Annotated in this window: 15 protein-coding genes and 1 other annotated feature; of the genes, 4 read left to right on the forward strand and 11 right to left on the reverse strand. The window is 52.9% G+C overall.

From position 1 onward, the window contains the following. Positions 1 to 2 precede the first annotated feature (2 nt). The 3 genes from QNH46_RS16645 to QNH46_RS16655 all read right to left on the reverse strand — a co-directional run bounded on the left by QNH46_RS16645 (position 3) and on the right by QNH46_RS16655 (position 3,930). Entirely contained in the window at positions 3 to 2,654 is a 2,652-nt protein-coding gene (locus tag QNH46_RS16645) for a ComEC/Rec2 family competence protein (RefSeq protein ID WP_283925255.1), read from the reverse strand. Positions 2,655 to 2,793: 139 nt separating this feature from the next. Then, positions 2,794 to 3,312 carry a deoxycytidylate deaminase gene (locus tag QNH46_RS16650; protein ID WP_283925256.1) on the reverse strand — a complete coding sequence of 173 codons (519 nt, stop codon included), beginning with the start codon at positions 3,310 to 3,312 and terminating at the stop codon, positions 2,794 to 2,796. Between the two features lie 15 nt (positions 3,313 to 3,327). Further along, positions 3,328 to 3,930 carry a ComEA family DNA-binding protein gene (locus QNH46_RS16655; protein WP_283925257.1) on the reverse strand — a complete coding sequence of 201 codons (603 nt, stop codon included), beginning with the start codon at positions 3,928 to 3,930 and terminating at the stop codon, positions 3,328 to 3,330. 111 nt (positions 3,931 to 4,041) lie between these two features. On the opposite strand from QNH46_RS16655, the gene comER reads away from it, so the two are divergent. Next, on the forward strand, positions 4,042 to 4,935 hold the full coding sequence (gene comER / locus QNH46_RS16660) for a late competence protein ComER (protein ID WP_283925258.1): 894 nt from the start codon (positions 4,042 to 4,044) through the stop codon (positions 4,933 to 4,935). Here comER and leuS read toward each other — a convergent pair. The 4 genes from leuS to QNH46_RS16680 form a co-directional block, all read right to left on the reverse strand. Then, positions 4,932 to 7,373: a leucine--tRNA ligase gene (gene leuS, locus QNH46_RS16665; protein ID WP_283925259.1), complete on the reverse strand. Its 2,442-nt coding sequence runs from the start codon at positions 7,371 to 7,373 to the stop codon at positions 4,932 to 4,934. The two genes, comER and leuS, sit on opposite strands and share 4 nt — an antisense overlap. 101 nt (positions 7,374 to 7,474) lie before the next feature. After that, positions 7,475 to 7,732: a binding site (T-box leader), on the reverse strand. Between the two features lie 65 nt (positions 7,733 to 7,797). After that, the gene (locus QNH46_RS16670) at positions 7,798 to 8,535 is read right to left on the reverse strand and encodes an ABC transporter permease (protein ID WP_283925260.1); all 738 of its coding nucleotides are present in this window, start codon (positions 8,533 to 8,535) and stop codon (positions 7,798 to 7,800) included. Positions 8,536 to 8,608: 73 nt separating this feature from the next. Further along, the gene (locus QNH46_RS16675; RefSeq protein WP_283925261.1) at positions 8,609 to 9,406 is read right to left on the reverse strand and encodes an ABC transporter permease; all 798 of its coding nucleotides are present in this window, start codon (positions 9,404 to 9,406) and stop codon (positions 8,609 to 8,611) included. After that, entirely contained in the window at positions 9,407 to 10,456 is a 1,050-nt protein-coding gene (locus QNH46_RS16680; RefSeq protein ID WP_283925262.1) for an ABC transporter ATP-binding protein, read from the reverse strand. Between the two features lie 263 nt (positions 10,457 to 10,719). Here QNH46_RS16680 and kduI point away from each other — a divergent pair, with 263 nt between their 5' ends. Genes kduI through kduD form a run of 3 tightly spaced genes read left to right on the forward strand, consistent with a single transcriptional unit; the run spans position 10,720 to position 13,135 of the window. Then, complete coding sequence (gene kduI, locus QNH46_RS16685) at positions 10,720 to 11,553, forward strand: 5-dehydro-4-deoxy-D-glucuronate isomerase (protein WP_283925263.1); 834 nt, start codon at positions 10,720 to 10,722, stop codon at positions 11,551 to 11,553. Positions 11,554 to 11,586: 33 nt separating this feature from the next. After that, positions 11,587 to 12,357, forward strand: coding sequence for a DeoR/GlpR family DNA-binding transcription regulator (locus tag QNH46_RS16690; RefSeq protein WP_283925264.1), 771 nt, complete (start codon positions 11,587 to 11,589; stop codon positions 12,355 to 12,357). Positions 12,358 to 12,382: 25 nt separating this feature from the next. After that, on the forward strand, positions 12,383 to 13,135 hold the full coding sequence (gene kduD / locus QNH46_RS16695; RefSeq protein ID WP_283925265.1) for a 2-dehydro-3-deoxy-D-gluconate 5-dehydrogenase KduD: 753 nt from the start codon (positions 12,383 to 12,385) through the stop codon (positions 13,133 to 13,135). Positions 13,136 to 13,219: 84 nt separating this feature from the next. On the opposite strand, the gene QNH46_RS16700 is transcribed toward kduD, so the two are convergent. From QNH46_RS16700 to QNH46_RS16715, 4 genes are all read right to left on the reverse strand, one after another. After that, positions 13,220 to 13,462, reverse strand: a complete 243-nt coding sequence (locus QNH46_RS16700; protein WP_283925266.1) for a hypothetical protein — start codon at positions 13,460 to 13,462, stop codon at positions 13,220 to 13,222. Continuing rightward, positions 13,455 to 13,784: a hypothetical protein gene (locus QNH46_RS16705; RefSeq protein WP_283925267.1), complete on the reverse strand. Its 330-nt coding sequence runs from the start codon at positions 13,782 to 13,784 to the stop codon at positions 13,455 to 13,457. The genes QNH46_RS16700 and QNH46_RS16705 overlap by 8 nt, the downstream gene beginning before the upstream one ends. A gap of 142 nt (positions 13,785 to 13,926) precedes the next feature. Beyond that, positions 13,927 to 14,139 carry a hypothetical protein gene (locus QNH46_RS16710; protein ID WP_283925268.1) on the reverse strand — a complete coding sequence of 71 codons (213 nt, stop codon included), beginning with the start codon at positions 14,137 to 14,139 and terminating at the stop codon, positions 13,927 to 13,929. A gap of 171 nt (positions 14,140 to 14,310) precedes the next feature. Next, positions 14,311 to 15,162 (reverse strand): AraC family transcriptional regulator, encoded by an 852-nt coding sequence (locus QNH46_RS16715; RefSeq protein ID WP_283925269.1) that lies wholly within the window; start codon positions 15,160 to 15,162, stop codon positions 14,311 to 14,313. Between the last annotated feature and the right edge of the window lie 50 nt (positions 15,163 to 15,212).

Genomic DNA, 15,212 nt, shown 5'->3' on the forward strand with positions numbered 1-15,212 from the left:
CGTCACCACGGGGAAACCAACTTGTACCGCACGCGAATACGGCCATTTTCCACTTCCATTTGCACCTCGCCGTGTTGATCCGTGCGGTAAATCCGGCTGCTCGAAGAGGCGATCCGTTCTAAGACGGACGGATGCGGGTGACCGTAGCTGTTCGAAGCCCCGGCCGATATGACAGTCGCTGCAGGACGCCAGTATTCGAGCCATTCCGCGGATGTCGATGTTTTACTGCCGTGGTGGGCGATTTTCATTACGTCTATAAATGTAGAAGGTATACGGTTTGCTAGAATGCTAGTTTGGCTCTCCCCGGCAAGCTCCTCCAGAACCCGATACTCCGCCGCTTCGTCCATGTCTCCCGTAAACAGAAACGTCGCGCCAGTCATCTGCAGTATAAAGACGATCGATTCATGATTCTGCTTCTTACTGTAGAGAATCTGCCCCTGAGGCGATGCATCCGGTTCGGGTGACAAGATCCGCAGCTCGGTCGCTGCATCAAGCTTTAGGCCCATTCCTTGCCTGGCGGCATAAATCGGTATTCCCTTATGAAGCGCCGTATCCATCAGCTTGGCGATCGTGCTTGAATCGCTAAGCGATCCATTGATCAGCAGCGCATCCACCGGAAACTGTTCGAGCACCGCCTGCAAACCTCCAGCATGATCCTGATCGCCATGCGTTAGAATGACCGCATCCAGCCGGTTGATCCCGCGTTTTTTCAACAAAGGAACGACGGTCTTGGCCCCTACTTCAAAGGGCTCGCGACGATTTCGCCAAGCCTCCTCCGGTTTGCGGAACGAAACGGTGCCTCCCCCGTCCACAAGAATATTCCGGCCTTCCGGCGTAGTAATCAAAGCGCAATCCCCTTGTCCCACATCGATAAACTGGACATGTCCTTTGCCCTTCATATTCATAGGCTGATATCCTAAATATAATTGGACGAGCAACAAGCCAGCAAGCCCTCCTTGCAGCAGCTGTTCAGGGCGGAGCTTGGCCACGTTCAGCCACTTACCGCCGCGGCGGCTTTTCCAAGCCCGCTGCTTCGCTAGTGGATCGAGCGGCTGCGTGTCATCGCTTCCTTCCAAGTCAGCCTGACGGACAATGCGGCTGCGGTGCCTAAAGTACAGCAGCAAATAACAAACGGCATAGAATATGGCCATCCACGTTAACGAAGGAGATTTCCAGTAAGTCATGAATCCGCTGCGAGCATTCAGCCATTCCGTCACGATGAACGTTGCCGTGTTCAGGAGCCTGACCGGATAAGCGATCCATTCCCCAAGAGGCAGCCATAATGCGCTTAGCAGCAGGGCCGCCGTGCCGCCGGGCAGAGCGATCATCCCGATGATCGGGACAAGCAGCATATTAGCTGCCAAAGATAGAAGCGAAAATTGGTTGAAATAATAAATAGTCAGCGGAAAGGAGACGAGTTGCGCAGCGACCGTTATCGCGGCGGCTCCGGCAGCCTTGGCGGGCAGCCACCGCAGATAGGGCATGAGCAAGGGAACGAATACGATCAACCCCGCCGTCACGATAAAAGAGAGCTGAAAGCTCACATTCAGCATGTAGTAAGGTTCCCATAGCAGCATCAATAGAGCGGCCGCGGACAGGACATTCAGTCCGTCCTTCAGGAAGCCGCGCCGTAATAAATAGATCCCGATCATCGTCATTAATCCCGAGCGGATCACGGAGGGGGAAAATCCCGTAATCAGCACATACACGGGGATGAATAAGAACACGATCCGGTAGGCACTTTCTCTGGTCACCCGGCACAGGCGCAGCACTCCGAAAATCAAGCTTACATTAATCGCGACATGACTGCCGGATATAGCCAGAATGTGCGTCAGTCCAAGCTGGGAGAACTGCGCGTACTTCTCGGGCTCCAGCTCGCTGGCCAGGCCGATCAATAGTCCTTTCATATAACCCGCCTGCCAGTCCGGGAACAGTCGCTCGATGCGTTCGCCAAGCACCCCTCGGGCAGCGTCAACCTTCCCGAGCAGCATAGACGGGCTGATCTTGGCGTCCGCCTCTACCTTCACGGAGGAAATGCCAGTCGCTTTGAGAAGCCAATGGACCCTTTGCGTCCGCAAATACTCGCGATAGTCGAAGCCGCCAAAATTACGGGCCTCGTTCGGCCTCTCCAATGTGCCTTCCAGCTCAAGCCGCTGGCCTCTTCGCCACCCGCTTGCGGCCGCAGCTTCCTCTATAGATGCCAGCCGCAGCTGCACGATCAGGTTCTCACCGCCCGCGTCCTCAGATCTCACAGCTGATTGCTGACCCGTAAAGGATACCGAATCCAGGCGAAGCGTAAAATCCGCGCGATCTCCATCCACTTCCACCGGAGTAAGAAGCGTTCCCTGAACCAGCACCTGTGTCTGTCCTGATTCGGAGACCGTCACGGAACCTCCACCGCCTGCAGCGATCCATGCAGAGAGCCTGCTTTCATTTTTCCCGTCATGGTACGACCAATAAGCAGCCCCAAGCGAGAACATCAGTCCGTAAATAAGCAGCTTTTTCCACGGGCAGCCGGAAATCCAGCCCAGCAAGGGAAGGACAAGCCATATCCCCGCCCAAAACAGCCAAAAAGCTGAGCCATCGTGCAAATAGGCCAGAGCGCTGCCGACGATCCAGCTGCATACCGCCATTACTAAAGGCCTGTGGCGCATCACCCGAACTCCTCTCTAAAAAATGACTTAATCCGAACCTTGCAGGTTCCCCAATGCAAAAAAAAGAACCCCAATCTGCCGCAGCAGACGAGGTTCTTCCTTCATCTCTAATGCTCTTATGCTCTTATGTTTCTATGGCCTAATCCTCAACCCGTCCATCCGTTTCCTTCGGAGGCTGATACGATTCCAGGCGCCGGAAGGTAATCCCCTTCTGGGCCATCATCGCCGAAACCTTGCCCGTGTCCTTCGGATAAGGACGGTGATAAATAATTTCCGTGATCCCGCTGTTCGCCAGCATATTGGCGCACGTCCAGCACGGCTCGTCGGTCACATAGACGCTGGAGCCCTCCCGGTCGATCCGGTCCGTGAACAGCAGCAGGTTCTGCTCCGCATGGATCGTGCGGACGCAGCGCTGCTTCTTGACCATTTGCTCTTCGCCGTCCACCGTCACCATTTCGTATTCCTCGGCAATCATGCAGCCCGCTTCCGAGCAGTCAGGCACGCCCGACGGGGCGCCGTTATAGGCCGTTCCGAGCAGCTTCTTCCCCTGGACAAGCACGGCGCCCACATGCCGCCGGTTGCAGCGCGATCTCGTGGATACCATATATGCGATATCCATAAAATACGTATCCCAATCTTTGCGTGTATCTGGACTCATGCTTTAATTCTCCTCTTACAGTTTGATATAAGGCTTCAATTTCTGGAACACTTTCTCCCCGATGCCCTTCACCTTCTTCAAATCACTCAAGGAATTAAAAGAGCCGTGTTGATTCCGGTAGTCTATGATCGCCTGCGCCTTCTTCTCGCCAATGCCCGGAATGGTTTGAAGCTGCGAACTGTTCGCCGTGTTTATGCTCACCAGCCCGTCCTGCGGCGAAGGCTCGGCAGACGGCTGCAGCGGTACTGCGGCTGCGCTGCTGTCAGATGCCAGCGGCACGGCAGGGGCGGCGCTTTGCTCCAGCACGCCCGCCTGCCCGGCTCCATCCGGGCCAGGATTCGGGCTACCCGCCGAATCCGGTACGGCAACACTGCTGCCCGCAGCCAGGTTGCCCTGGCCTGCCGCGGCCTGAGCCGGGGCTCCCTCTGCTTGTGCCGCAGCCGCCGAAGCTCCCCCCTGCCCGCTATCGCCGGCCATCGCGGCAGCAACCTCGCGGTTTACCGGTACCCAGCCTTCAATGCCGGCAGGACGGCTCCCGCCAACGGCAAACAGCATCAGACCGGCCCCGAGCACAGCCGATACGACCGCTGTCATTACGTACTCCCGTTTCAATTTCATCGCTCCAATCTCAAAAAGAATCTGTCCAAAATGTCATGAAGATCCCATCAAGATGCATATATATTTAAACGACGAATATTTTTGTGCTTAAGCACGAAAGGGGGAAACAGGATGAAAGTCGCTTTCATCGGAACGGGATCGATGGGAAGCCTGCTCATTGAGGCTTTCCTGCGTTCCGGTGCACTGTACCCGCATAACCTGCATGTCAGCAACCGCAGCAAGACCAAAGCGGAAATGCTGGCTTTGCGGCATCCCGGCCTTAACGTCGCGGCCAGCAATGCCGAGGCTGCCCAAGGAAGCGATATCGTATTTATTTGCGTAAAGCCCCATCACTTCCCGGAGGTTATCGCGGAAATTCGCAGTGTACTCCTCAAGACGCAACTGCTCATCTCCATTACAAGCCCTGTGCTGATCTCCGTGCTGGAAGAGCAGGTCCCTGCCAAAATCGCCAAAATCATCCCCAGCATCACTCATTCCGTACATAGCGGCGCCTCGCTCTGCATTTATGGGGAGCGGGTTCAGCCGGAGGACCGCCTGCTGCTGGAGCAGCTCATGTCCTCGATTAGCAGGCCGACCCCAATCAAAGAGTCGGAGACGAGAATCGCCTCCGACATATCAAGCTGCGGCCCTGCCTTCGTGAGCTTCATTGTACAGCAGTGGGCCAAAGCGGCAGCGCAAATGACCGGTATCAGCATGCCGGAAGCGCTAATCCTCAGCGCGGAAATGCTGCTCGGTACAGGCCGGCTCTTAACGGAAGGCGGCCTGACCCCAGAGCAACTGCAGCGCCGCGTTGCCGTTCCCGGCGGCGTGACTGCCGAGGGACTGGCTATATTGGAGGAGCGCCTTCAGGGCGTATTCCTAAGTCTGATTGAGGCGACGCAGCGGAAGCACGAGGCCGATCTGGCCAAGCTGGCCGCTCTTTTCGACGCTGTCAAACCTGCCGCAAACAGTTCTGTCAGCCCTGACCATGACGATTTAGAGTCAGACAGACCTGAAATGCTCTAGCCGACCACGATATTGACGAGCTTGCCCGGAACCGCGATAACTTTGCGAACAGCCTTTCCTTCAATAGCCTGTTTCACGTTCGGCAAAGCCATACTGTGTTCCTGCATCGCTGCCTGATCAAGATCCTTGGCTACTTTGGTGCGGTCCACGATTTTGCCGTTCACCTGCACGACGATTTCCACCTCGGAATCGACCGTCCAAGCCTCGTCATATACCGGCCATGGCTCATAAGTGACGCTCTCGTTATGGCCAAGGCGCTCCCACAGCTCTTCCGCCAAATGCGGAGCCAGCGGGGACAGCATTTGCACGAAATTCGCCGCAGCGGCTTTCGGAATAACGTCGGTTTTATAGGCCTCATTTACGAAGATCATCAGCTGGCTGATCGCCGTATTGAAGCGCAGTGCCTCGAAATCTTCAGTCACTTTCTTGATCGTCTTATGCCAAGTGCGTTTGAAATCTTCCGCGCCTTCGCCATCGTTGATTTTCGCGTTCAGGCTGCCATCCTCGGCGACGAACAGGCGCCAGATCCGGGACAGGAACCGATGCGTTCCTTCTACTCCGCTTGTATTCCATGGCTTGGTCGCCTCCAGCGGACCCATGAACATCTCATAGACGCGCAGCGTATCGGCACCGTATTCGTTCACGATCACGTCCGGGTTGATGACGTTGCCGCGGGACTTACTCATCTTCTCGTTGTTCGTACCGAGAATCATTCCTTGGTTGACCAGCTTGTGGAACGGCTCCTTCGTAGACACAACGCCTAGGTCATATAGAACCTTGTGCCAGAAACGGGCGTAGAGCAAATGAAGCACCGCGTGCTCGGCTCCGCCGATGTACAGGTCAACCGGCAGCCACTCTTCCTGCTTCTCCTTGGAGCACAGCTCCTTATCATTGTGCGGATCAATGTACCGCAAATAATACCAGCAGCTTCCTGCCCATTGCGGCATCGTATTTGTCTCGCGGCGCGCTGGAAGGCCCGTCTCTGGATCTGTTGTATTTACCCACTCCGTCACGTTAGCGAGCGGCGACTCTCCCGTACCGGAAGGCTCGATATGATCAACCTCCGGCAGAAGCACCGGCAGTTGATCTTCCGGCACCGGCTTCATCGTGCCGTCCTCGAGATGCAGGATCGGAATCGGCTCCCCCCAATAGCGCTGGCGGCTGAACAGCCAATCGCGCAGGCGGTAGCTTACTTTTCCGCGGCCTTTGCCGTTCTCCTCCAGCCAAGCGATCATCTTCTTAATCGCTTCTTCGTTGCGCAGACCGTTCAGGAAATCGGAATTGACGTGCGCGCCATCCCCTGCATAGGCTCCTTCCGCGATATTTCCGCCCTCCACAACCTCGATAATCGGCAGACCGAACTGCTTTGCGAATTCATAGTCGCGCTCGTCGTGTCCAGGAACGGCCATAATCGCGCCTGTTCCATAACCGGCCAGCACGTAATCCGCGATCCATACCGGCAGTTTCTCGCCGTTCACCGGATTGATCGCATAGGCTCCGGTAAAGACGCCGGTTTTTTCTTTCGCCAAATCCGTACGCTCCAGATCGCTCTTGCGGGCAGCCTGCTCCCGGTAGTCTGACACTGCGGCGCGCTGGGCTTCTGTCGTAATTTTCTCCACCAGCTCATGCTCTGGCGCAAGCACGGCATAGCTCGCTCCAAACAAAGTGTCTGGACGTGTCGTGAACACCCTCAGTGTCTCATCGCTTCCCTCGATCTGGAATACGACCTCAGCCCCTTCGGACTTGCCGATCCAGTTGCGCTGCATATCCTTGATGCTCTCCGACCAGTCGAGCTCCTCCAGATCCTCCAGCAGACGCTCGGCATATTCGGTAATCTTCAATACCCATTGGCGCATCGGCTTGCGGATAACAGGGTGACCCCCGCGTTCGCTCTTGCCGTCGATAACCTCTTCGTTCGCCAGGACGGTTCCAAGTGCCGGACACCAGTTGACAGGCACCTCGGCCACGTAGGCAAGGCCTTTCTTATAGAGCTGGATGAAGATCCATTGTGTCCATTTATAATATTCCGGATCCGTCGTGCTGATCTCCCGGTCCCAATCATAGGAGAAGCCCAGCGACTTGATCTGGCGCCGGAAATTATTGATGTTCTTAACCGTAATATCACGGGGATGCTCGCCCGTATCCAGGGCATGCTGCTCCGCAGGCAGGCCGAATGCGTCCCAGCCCATCGGGTGAAGCACGTTATAGCCGCGCATCCGCTTGTACCGCGAGACGATATCCGTCGCCGTATATCCCTCCGGATGGCCTACGTGAAGGCCTGCCCCCGATGGATAGGGGAACATATCCAGCGCATAAAATTTCGGTTTGCCCGGCTCCTCCGTAGTTTTGAATGTTTGATGCTCATCCCAGTATGCCTGCCACTTCGGCTCAATCGCCTGGGCACGGTATACATCGTGAGATTGATTGTTATTGCTCATGATCTTAAACTCCCTTCAGTGAATAAAAACGCCGATTGACGTATTTTCTAATAGCAGACAGGCCATCAAAAGAAAAACCTCCCGACCCATAGCGTATCATCGCTAGGGACGAGAGGAGTATTCCCGTGGTACCACCCTAGTTAGCTTCCGGCATGCTTTGCCATCCGCTCCCTTTGCACCCTTAACGCGGGCAAGACGATGATGTTTCCGGGATGGCAAGCACCTGCCATACGAGGCGCAGAATCCCATTGCATCATAACTCCGAGGCGAGTTCATTTGCATTCTCCAACCGGCTTGCACCATGCACCGGCTCTCTGGGTGGCAGAATTCAAACTATTATTCCTCTTCAAAGTTCCTGTATATCCATTTTTAATTACCAACCATTATATAAAACTGCATCCCCATCGTCAATGGGAACGGCTCGTTAATTTCCAGCGCTCTCATACCGCCGCAAGCCGATCCGCAGCAGGAGCAGGGCAAGGCCCCAGCAGTACAGGGCCACAAGCGGGCTGAACCAGCCAAGGTAGCTCCAGGTCGCTTTGCCGAACAGGGCAGCAGCCGGAACAAAGCTGACGAACGCGAAAGGAACAACGATGGAAATAAAGAGCTGTAATCCCAACGAGAAAATCGTCATCGGATATTTCGCAAATTCACTCAGATTATGAATCATGATCGGGAACGCATTGCCGCTATTGCGAATCCAGAACGCCGAGCAATTGGCAGCCAGGTTGATCGCTACTCGGATGATCATCGCTGCCCCAAGCAGGACGACGGCCATGCCGGCCGTAGCCGGGCTCCAGGCAATCTCGATTTGCGACAAGGCCATCCCCATAATCGTTCCGCCAATTACAATATTGCCCAACCCGTTGATGCCGATTCCTGTACAGAAAATTTGCAGCACGACCGGCATCGGCCGCACCAAATAACGATCTAGCTCGCCCATATTGACCAGTCGCAGCATACGCCAGGTTCCTTCAAAGAATAAGGAGCCCATGCCTTCAGAAACATAAACCGCCGCATACATGAAGGCCACCTCCCAAAATTGCCAGCCCTGAATGTCCGGAATCCGTGAGAAAACAACCCACAGGAACAGGAACCCGGTAATTTGAGTCATGGCGGCGGCGCCGATCATGACATAGAAGTCTGCGGAATACTCCATCATGGCCTTTAACTGCTGACTGAATAATCTCCAGTATAAAAATAAAATTCTTCGCGGTGACCTGTTCATTCTATATCTAGCCCCCATGAATCGTAATTTGCCGTACGGCCCACGACCACATCCATCTGCCAAGCAGCCATAGAAGCACGACCCACACCCATTGGATCGCAATAAGCTGCAGCGACTCTGCAGTCCCCGCCATGCCGAGACCAATCGTTACCGGTGTATTTACGATGCCTTGAAACGGAAGCAGCATCGCTACTGTCTGCAGCCAGGAAGGGAAAAAAGCCAGCGGCACCAAGGCCCCTGACAGCAGATTGGTGATCGCCATTCTCATCCAGATGATTCCAAACCCGCTCGTCGTCCAGAAGCACAGCAGCGCTGTAACATAGACGACGCCGAATTTCACTAGGATCGATGACAGTAAGCTGATCAGGAACAGCACGCTGGCCAAGCCGCCGTGCAGTAAAGAAGCCCCTACTGTAAAAATAGCCATGAAGCTGACCAGCACAAGGCTTAATATGCCTTCCAGCACGCATGCGCCCAGCGACTCCGCAAGCCGTGCCTTCTGAAAATGCAGCGGCCGCAGCAAATCCATCATGACGCTCCCGTCCAGAATCTTATTCGTAATTCCCGACTCCGAATAATACGACAGCATCGAGTTAACGAAGAAGGTAATCAGCAGGTAGGCTTGCATCATCGGCCAGGTGAATCCGGATAACTCAGACCGCCCGTCATAAACTGCCTGCCAAAGACAATACATCGCGACGAGCCCGATGAAATTGGCAACGAAATTCAGTATGAATGAGAGTCTATATGCCAGCGTGTTCTGCATCGAGCATAGCGCAAGGGTGTAATATTTTTTGAAGCCCATTCAAGCTGTCCCCCTTGCTGTTCCGGATAATGCAGAAGCATCCATTTTCCCCTCATATACACTGCGGATAATGTACTCGAGGCTGGGCTCGTCGATCCGGAAATCGATAACCTCCCCCTGGTTCATCACACGTTTTACAATTTCACTAGCCGTACATTGGAACCGGTCAAAACGAATCGAAAGCGCAAGCGCATCCCTCGGCTGTCCTGCGCCTGCTTCTATAGAAACCCCGGGCATGTCCGCAAACAGGATGTCTGGCTCGGCAATCGGCGAACTCAGCGCCATATGTATAGTTCTATCCCTGGCGAACATGTCTTTAACTTTCTGCATCGCCCCGTCGTAAATGATCCGCCCATGGTCGATGATGACCAATCGCTCGCATAAATCCTCAATATCCCCTAAGTCATGCGTTGTGAGCAGCATCGTCGTTCCTTTCGTCCGGTTCATTTCTTTAATAAAGCCGCGAATTCTTTGCTTGACTGCAATGTCGAGGCCGATCGTAGGCTCATCCAAATAAACGATTGCGGGGTTATGCAGCAGAGCGGCAGCCAAGTCGGCCCGCATTCGTTGGCCCAGCGAGAGCTTGCGGGCGGATAAATGGAGGAAGGCATCCATTTCAAGAAGCTCTGTAAACGCATCCAAATTCCGTTTGAATATATCTGCAGGAACCTGATAAATATCCTTTAGCAGTGCAAGGGATTCCCGAACCGGAATATCCCACCACAGTTGTGTGCGCTGCCCGAATACCGCCCCGATGTTTCCCGCATTCTCCATTCTTTGTTTATAGGGGATCAAGCCGTTGACCCGAACTTCTCCCCCCGTTGGAACAAGTACGCCGCTGAGCATTTTTATTGTCGTCGACTTGCCTGCCCCATTGGGCCCGACATAAGCAACCGTCTCTCCTTCCTCGATCGTGAGATCAATGCCTTCTACTGCATACTTATCTTTATAGCGCGGGTACAATAGATGCTTTACCGCCCCGGCAAGACCGGGGTCTTTCATCGCCTGCCGGAATACTTTCTGCAGACCTTTCACTTCAATTAAACTCAAAAGCCCACTCCCTCTCCGCCGATATGAAACGCTCTAGGTCTAGAATAACTCATATCACCATAATGCAGAGAGCATTTTTTTCCAACCCAAATAATTTTATGTTTTTTACCCTATATTTTTGATATTCAATTCAAATCTGCTCTGTCACTTTATTTGCGCCCGAAGATACTCATAAAAACGCTTGCAAAGTAAACGTAAACAGACTAATATGAACCTATATGAACGTTTTAAACATAAACGAACGAAAGAGGAGGCTTTTTTTCATGGAAAGACGTTACGCATCTCACCCCAATGAAGTGAAGAAGTTTGACACGGACCGGCTTCGTCAGGAATTCCATATCCCGACCCTGTTTACACCCGACAAGCTGGAGCTCGTCCTCACTCATGAGGATCGCCTGATTATCGGCGGGGCTGCTCCCGTAAAAGAAGACGTCAAGCTGGACACCGATCTGAAGGAGCTTGGCGTATCGTTCTTCCTGGAGCGCCGCGAGCTTGGAGCGATCAACGTAGGCGGACCTGGAACGATCATCGTCGACGGCACCGAATATGAGCTGAATACGAAAGACTGCCTTTATGTCGGAATGGGCTCGAAAGAGGTTATTTTCCGGAGCAAAGACGCAGCTAAGCCAGCTAAATTCTATCTGAATTCGGCGCCTGCCCACAAAGAGTATCCGATTGCGAAGACAACGCTGGGCGAGGCTGACTCCAGCGAGCTTGGTTCGATTCAGAACTCCAACGACCGGACGATCCACCGCTTCATCCACGCAGACGGCATTCAGAGCTCCCAGCTGGTTATGGGTATGACACAGCTCAAAACAGGAAATATGTGGAATACGATGCCAGCGCACGTTCACCCGCGCCGGATGGAAGCTTATATGTACTTCGACCTTCCTGAGGATGCGGTCGTCATCCATCTGATGGGAGAGCCTACAGAAACACGCCATATCGTCATGCGGAACGAACAGGCGGTCATCTCCCCCAGCTGGTCGATCCATAGCGGCGTAGGAACGAGCAATTATACATTCATCTGGGGCATGGCCGGCGACAACAAAATCTACAGCGATATGGACGCCGTAGCCATGAAGGATTTAAGATAGAGAGATAAATATTTACGGAAGAGTTGAGATGGTATGAGTCCGATTAGACGGCATGAGAGAATCATGGAAGTTCTGCTGACGAACAAAGAGGTGACGGTTGCGGAGTTAAGCGACAAGCTGGGGGTAACTGGCAAGACGATTCGCGAGGATTTGACCCGGCTCGAGGAGCAGGGTTTGATCGTTCGCGTTCATGGCGGCGCCATTCTGGCGCAAAGCGATCAATTCGGCATCCTCCCTTCCAAGGAACCGCTCGCGAAACATGCGGATGAGAAGGCCGATATTGCCCTTAGAGCGTTGCAGCACATCGAACCTAACGACATCATTGCGCTGGACGGGGGGAGCACGACACTGGAGATTGCCCGCCGTCTTAGCAACGAGCCGTTAACCGTCATTACGAACGATGTCTATATCATCAGCGAACTGGCCGCGAAGGACAATATACGTCTCGTCGTCCCCGGCGGCTACCGGGTTCGCAACATGCTGGCCGGGCCGGAAGCGACTTCGTATATTCAGCAGTTGAACATTCAAAAAGCTTTTATTTCGGCGACAGGCATTCACCCGGAGCATGGGTTATCGATTTACACCGGAGACCTGATCGGCTTCAAACGGGCTTTAATCGAAACCGCCCGTGAAGTCATCGCCGTCATTAACCATCATAAATTCGGGCAAACCGCGCTGCGGACGTTCGCCTCCCTCAATGAGCTGACCTGCATCATTACCGACAGCGGACTCCCGGCCGAGGTTGCCCGCCAGTACAGCAGCGCGGGAGTAACGATTGAGTGCGGAAACAATAAGAACTTCTAATCATTTATGAAGGAGAGTCCAACCCATGAAATTGTTCGATTTAACAGGCAAAACCGCTCTGGTAACAGGTACTACCGGCGGATTGGGACAGGGCATCGCCATCGGGCTTGCCGAAGCTGGAGCGGATGTCGTCTGTGTATCCCTTGGCCGCAGCGAAGAGACCGTGAATCAAATTAAAGGCCTTGGAAGAAAAGCGACCGTCGTTCAAGTCGATTTAAGCGATCACAGCAAATTGGAGGCAACCTTTAACGAGGCGCTCAAGCTGACAGGCCAGATTGATATCCTGGTAAACAACGCCGGTATTATACGCCGCACACCGGCTAAAGACCATAGCGCGAAGGATTGGTCCGATGTCCTTGACCTGAACCTCAATACAGTATTTCTGTTGTCGCAGCTTGCAGGGCGCCATATGCTGGAGAGAGGCAGAGGCAAAATCATCAACATCTGTTCGATGCTCTCCTATCAAGGCGGCATCAACGTTCCAGGGTATACGGCCAGCAAGCATGCCGTTGCCGGCCTGACCAAAGCCTTTGCCAACGAATGGGCTAGCGGCGGCGTGCAGGTTAATGGCATCGCTCCGGGTTATATGGTTACGGATAATACCGCGCAAATTCGCGCGGATGAGAACCGCTACGCTTCAATTACGGACCGGATTCCTGCCGGGCGCTGGGGAACGCCGGAAGACCTTAAAGGCCCGGCGGTATTCCTCGCCTCCTCGGCATCCGACTATTTGAACGGCCATGTTCTCTGCGTAGACGGAGGCTGGTTGGCCAGATAATTCATTTCAGTTCCAACAGGCTTTACTAAATAAGAGACATAAAGACTTGGATAAACGTCTTTATGTCTCTTTTTTCCATCTGCATTATTCAGCCAAAAACTTAATGCTGCGGGCATGCTCATTGATATGAAAATGCCCCTCTTCGGCCTGAAGTATCGTCTGCCCGTTTATTTGTAACCGAATAAATGTCACCCCATCGACAGCTCTGTCCTGATCGAATCCGTAAATCCGGTTCGGCATGGCGTTATCCCCTGTATAGCTGACATTGCGAAATGTAATATTCTCAATGCGTGTGCCCGGCTCAGGATTATAATCGGGATTATGCACCACCCGAATATCGAACGTTGCGGACAGTATTCTTATCGCCCGCATTGATTGCCATTGCTCCCCAATCGTTTTCTTGGGGCTCATGATGTTCAAGAATATCCAAATTCTCGAACACGATATCTTCGATCGTATCCCCCTCCTTTTCGTAATCGCCATGCGTGCCAATCATTATCGGGTGCGCCACATCGGCCCATAATACCGAATTGCGGACCTTTACGCGGCTTGTGCCTCCACGATAATCCCAGCGGGTTCCGTATATGGCAATACAGTCATCCGAGGTACGAAGGAACACATCGTCGATCTCAACATCCGAGCTGGCCATCATATCGATGCCATCCGACCAGCCTCTAAGTATCGCTATACAACACCGTCTTCAAAAATGAATCAACCGGAATGTTCGTTGACATTGTAAGTCTGGTTTTGACTCGAACTCTCGACATACCCCTCATTCCTTCCGGTGTACATCAGCTTGGATACCTCGTTGTATTGGTTAAATGATTGTAGCTCATATACAAAACCATCTGCTGCAAATTGCCGATCGTATAGCGCTCTACATATCCGGTGAATGTATTCACCGAAAACAAGCTCAGGGCAAACAGCGGAATAAGCCCGACTAGAATAAAGGACGCTGAAAATTTAACGAAAATGCTAGTAAACTTGCGGCCCCATAAACGCATATGCAGTTCTCCTATTCGACTTTTGCGGATTGCTTGTACTCCTGCGGCAGCTTGCCGTACATTTTCCATGATATAGAAGATTGCCGTTAAATCCACTTTAACATCATGCTTCACAGCCGGAATGCAGTTTTTTAAGAGCAATGTGCAGTTTCTTTAGTTTGACCGTGCATATCATTGCGGCTTTCCGCTTCTCGGCGTCCCTCCGGTCAGCTTGCGGTAGGCCTTGAAGAAGCTCGAATAGCCGTTAAATCCAGACATGAAGCAGGCCTGGGTGGGCGTAAAGCCCTGCATCATCAGTTGATCGGCCAAATGGATTCTTTTATAGGTAATATATTGATTAATCGTAAATCCGGTCGTTTCCTTGAAAATACGGCATAAATGATATTTCGTGACGAAAAATCTCTCCGACAGCGCATCCAGCGTAAGCTGCTCCTCCAAATTCGCATTAATATATTCCAATACGGCCCTGACCTTGTCATCCCCCCGCTTGCTGCTGCTCGGCAAATCCGCTTTAGCCAGATCATTGATTGCTGATAAAATCTGCACAATGATGCATTTCGCGACCATCTCATGCTCGGTGCTCCTCTGCTCCAATGCCTGCCGCAGCTTACCGAACAATTCAAGCAGCCCGCTTGCTCTAACAATCTCTGCGCTTAACTGATTATCCTCCCCCAGCTTGCGGAATTTGATCGTACGGAAGAAATCGATACCGCCAGCCATAAAGGGAGGCAGAAAATTGGCATCCATACTTAAAACGATCCGCTCATACGGCAGGTTTTCAGCAATATTAACGACATGAAGCTCATTCGAATTCATCATCAGGATCGAGTAGGGCTCCAAGTCGTATTTGCTGCCCTCAATCGTAAAGCTGCCTGCACCGTTGATAAACATAAATATTTCGTAGCCCTTCTCATAATGGAGTTTATAATCCAGCGGATTGGGCTGCTCGTCTCTGGCATGGTGATAAAAAAATGAGCTGTCCGCAGCCGCATAATGAAATTTTCGTTGCTGATCTGCTGTCATCGAAATCACCTCACCCTAAACATATAGCAAGATTGGCATAGTTTCAAACA

The sequence above is a fragment of the Paenibacillus woosongensis genome (genome assembly GCF_030122845.1).
Taxonomy (GTDB): Bacteria; Bacillota; Bacilli; order Paenibacillales; family Paenibacillaceae; genus Fontibacillus; species Fontibacillus woosongensis_A.

Coding starts and splice junctions, on each gene's coding strand:
- QNH46_RS16645 (WP_283925255.1), bottom strand. CDS start 2,654: ATGCGCCACAGGCCTTTAGTAATGGCGGTATGCAGCTGGATCGTCGGC.
- QNH46_RS16650 (WP_283925256.1), bottom strand. CDS start 3,312: ATGAGTCCAGATACACGCAAAGATTGGGATACGTATTTTATGGATATC.
- QNH46_RS16655 (WP_283925257.1), bottom strand. CDS start 3,930: ATGAAATTGAAACGGGAGTACGTAATGACAGCGGTCGTATCGGCTGTG.
- comER (WP_283925258.1), top strand. CDS start 4,042: ATGAAAGTCGCTTTCATCGGAACGGGATCGATGGGAAGCCTGCTCATT.
- leuS (WP_283925259.1), bottom strand. CDS start 7,373: ATGAGCAATAACAATCAATCTCACGATGTATACCGTGCCCAGGCGATT.
- QNH46_RS16670 (WP_283925260.1), bottom strand. CDS start 8,535: ATGATGGAGTATTCCGCAGACTTCTATGTCATGATCGGCGCCGCCGCC.
- QNH46_RS16675 (WP_283925261.1), bottom strand. CDS start 9,406: ATGGGCTTCAAAAAATATTACACCCTTGCGCTATGCTCGATGCAGAAC.
- kduI (WP_283925263.1), top strand. CDS start 10,720: ATGGAAAGACGTTACGCATCTCACCCCAATGAAGTGAAGAAGTTTGAC.
- QNH46_RS16690 (WP_283925264.1), top strand. CDS start 11,587: ATGAGTCCGATTAGACGGCATGAGAGAATCATGGAAGTTCTGCTGACG.
- kduD (WP_283925265.1), top strand. CDS start 12,383: ATGAAATTGTTCGATTTAACAGGCAAAACCGCTCTGGTAACAGGTACT.
- QNH46_RS16705 (WP_283925267.1), bottom strand. CDS start 13,784: ATGGCCAGCTCGGATGTTGAGATCGACGATGTGTTCCTTCGTACCTCG.
- QNH46_RS16710 (WP_283925268.1), bottom strand. CDS start 14,139: ATGCGTTTATGGGGCCGCAAGTTTACTAGCATTTTCGTTAAATTTTCA.
- QNH46_RS16715 (WP_283925269.1), bottom strand. CDS start 15,162: ATGACAGCAGATCAGCAACGAAAATTTCATTATGCGGCTGCGGACAGC.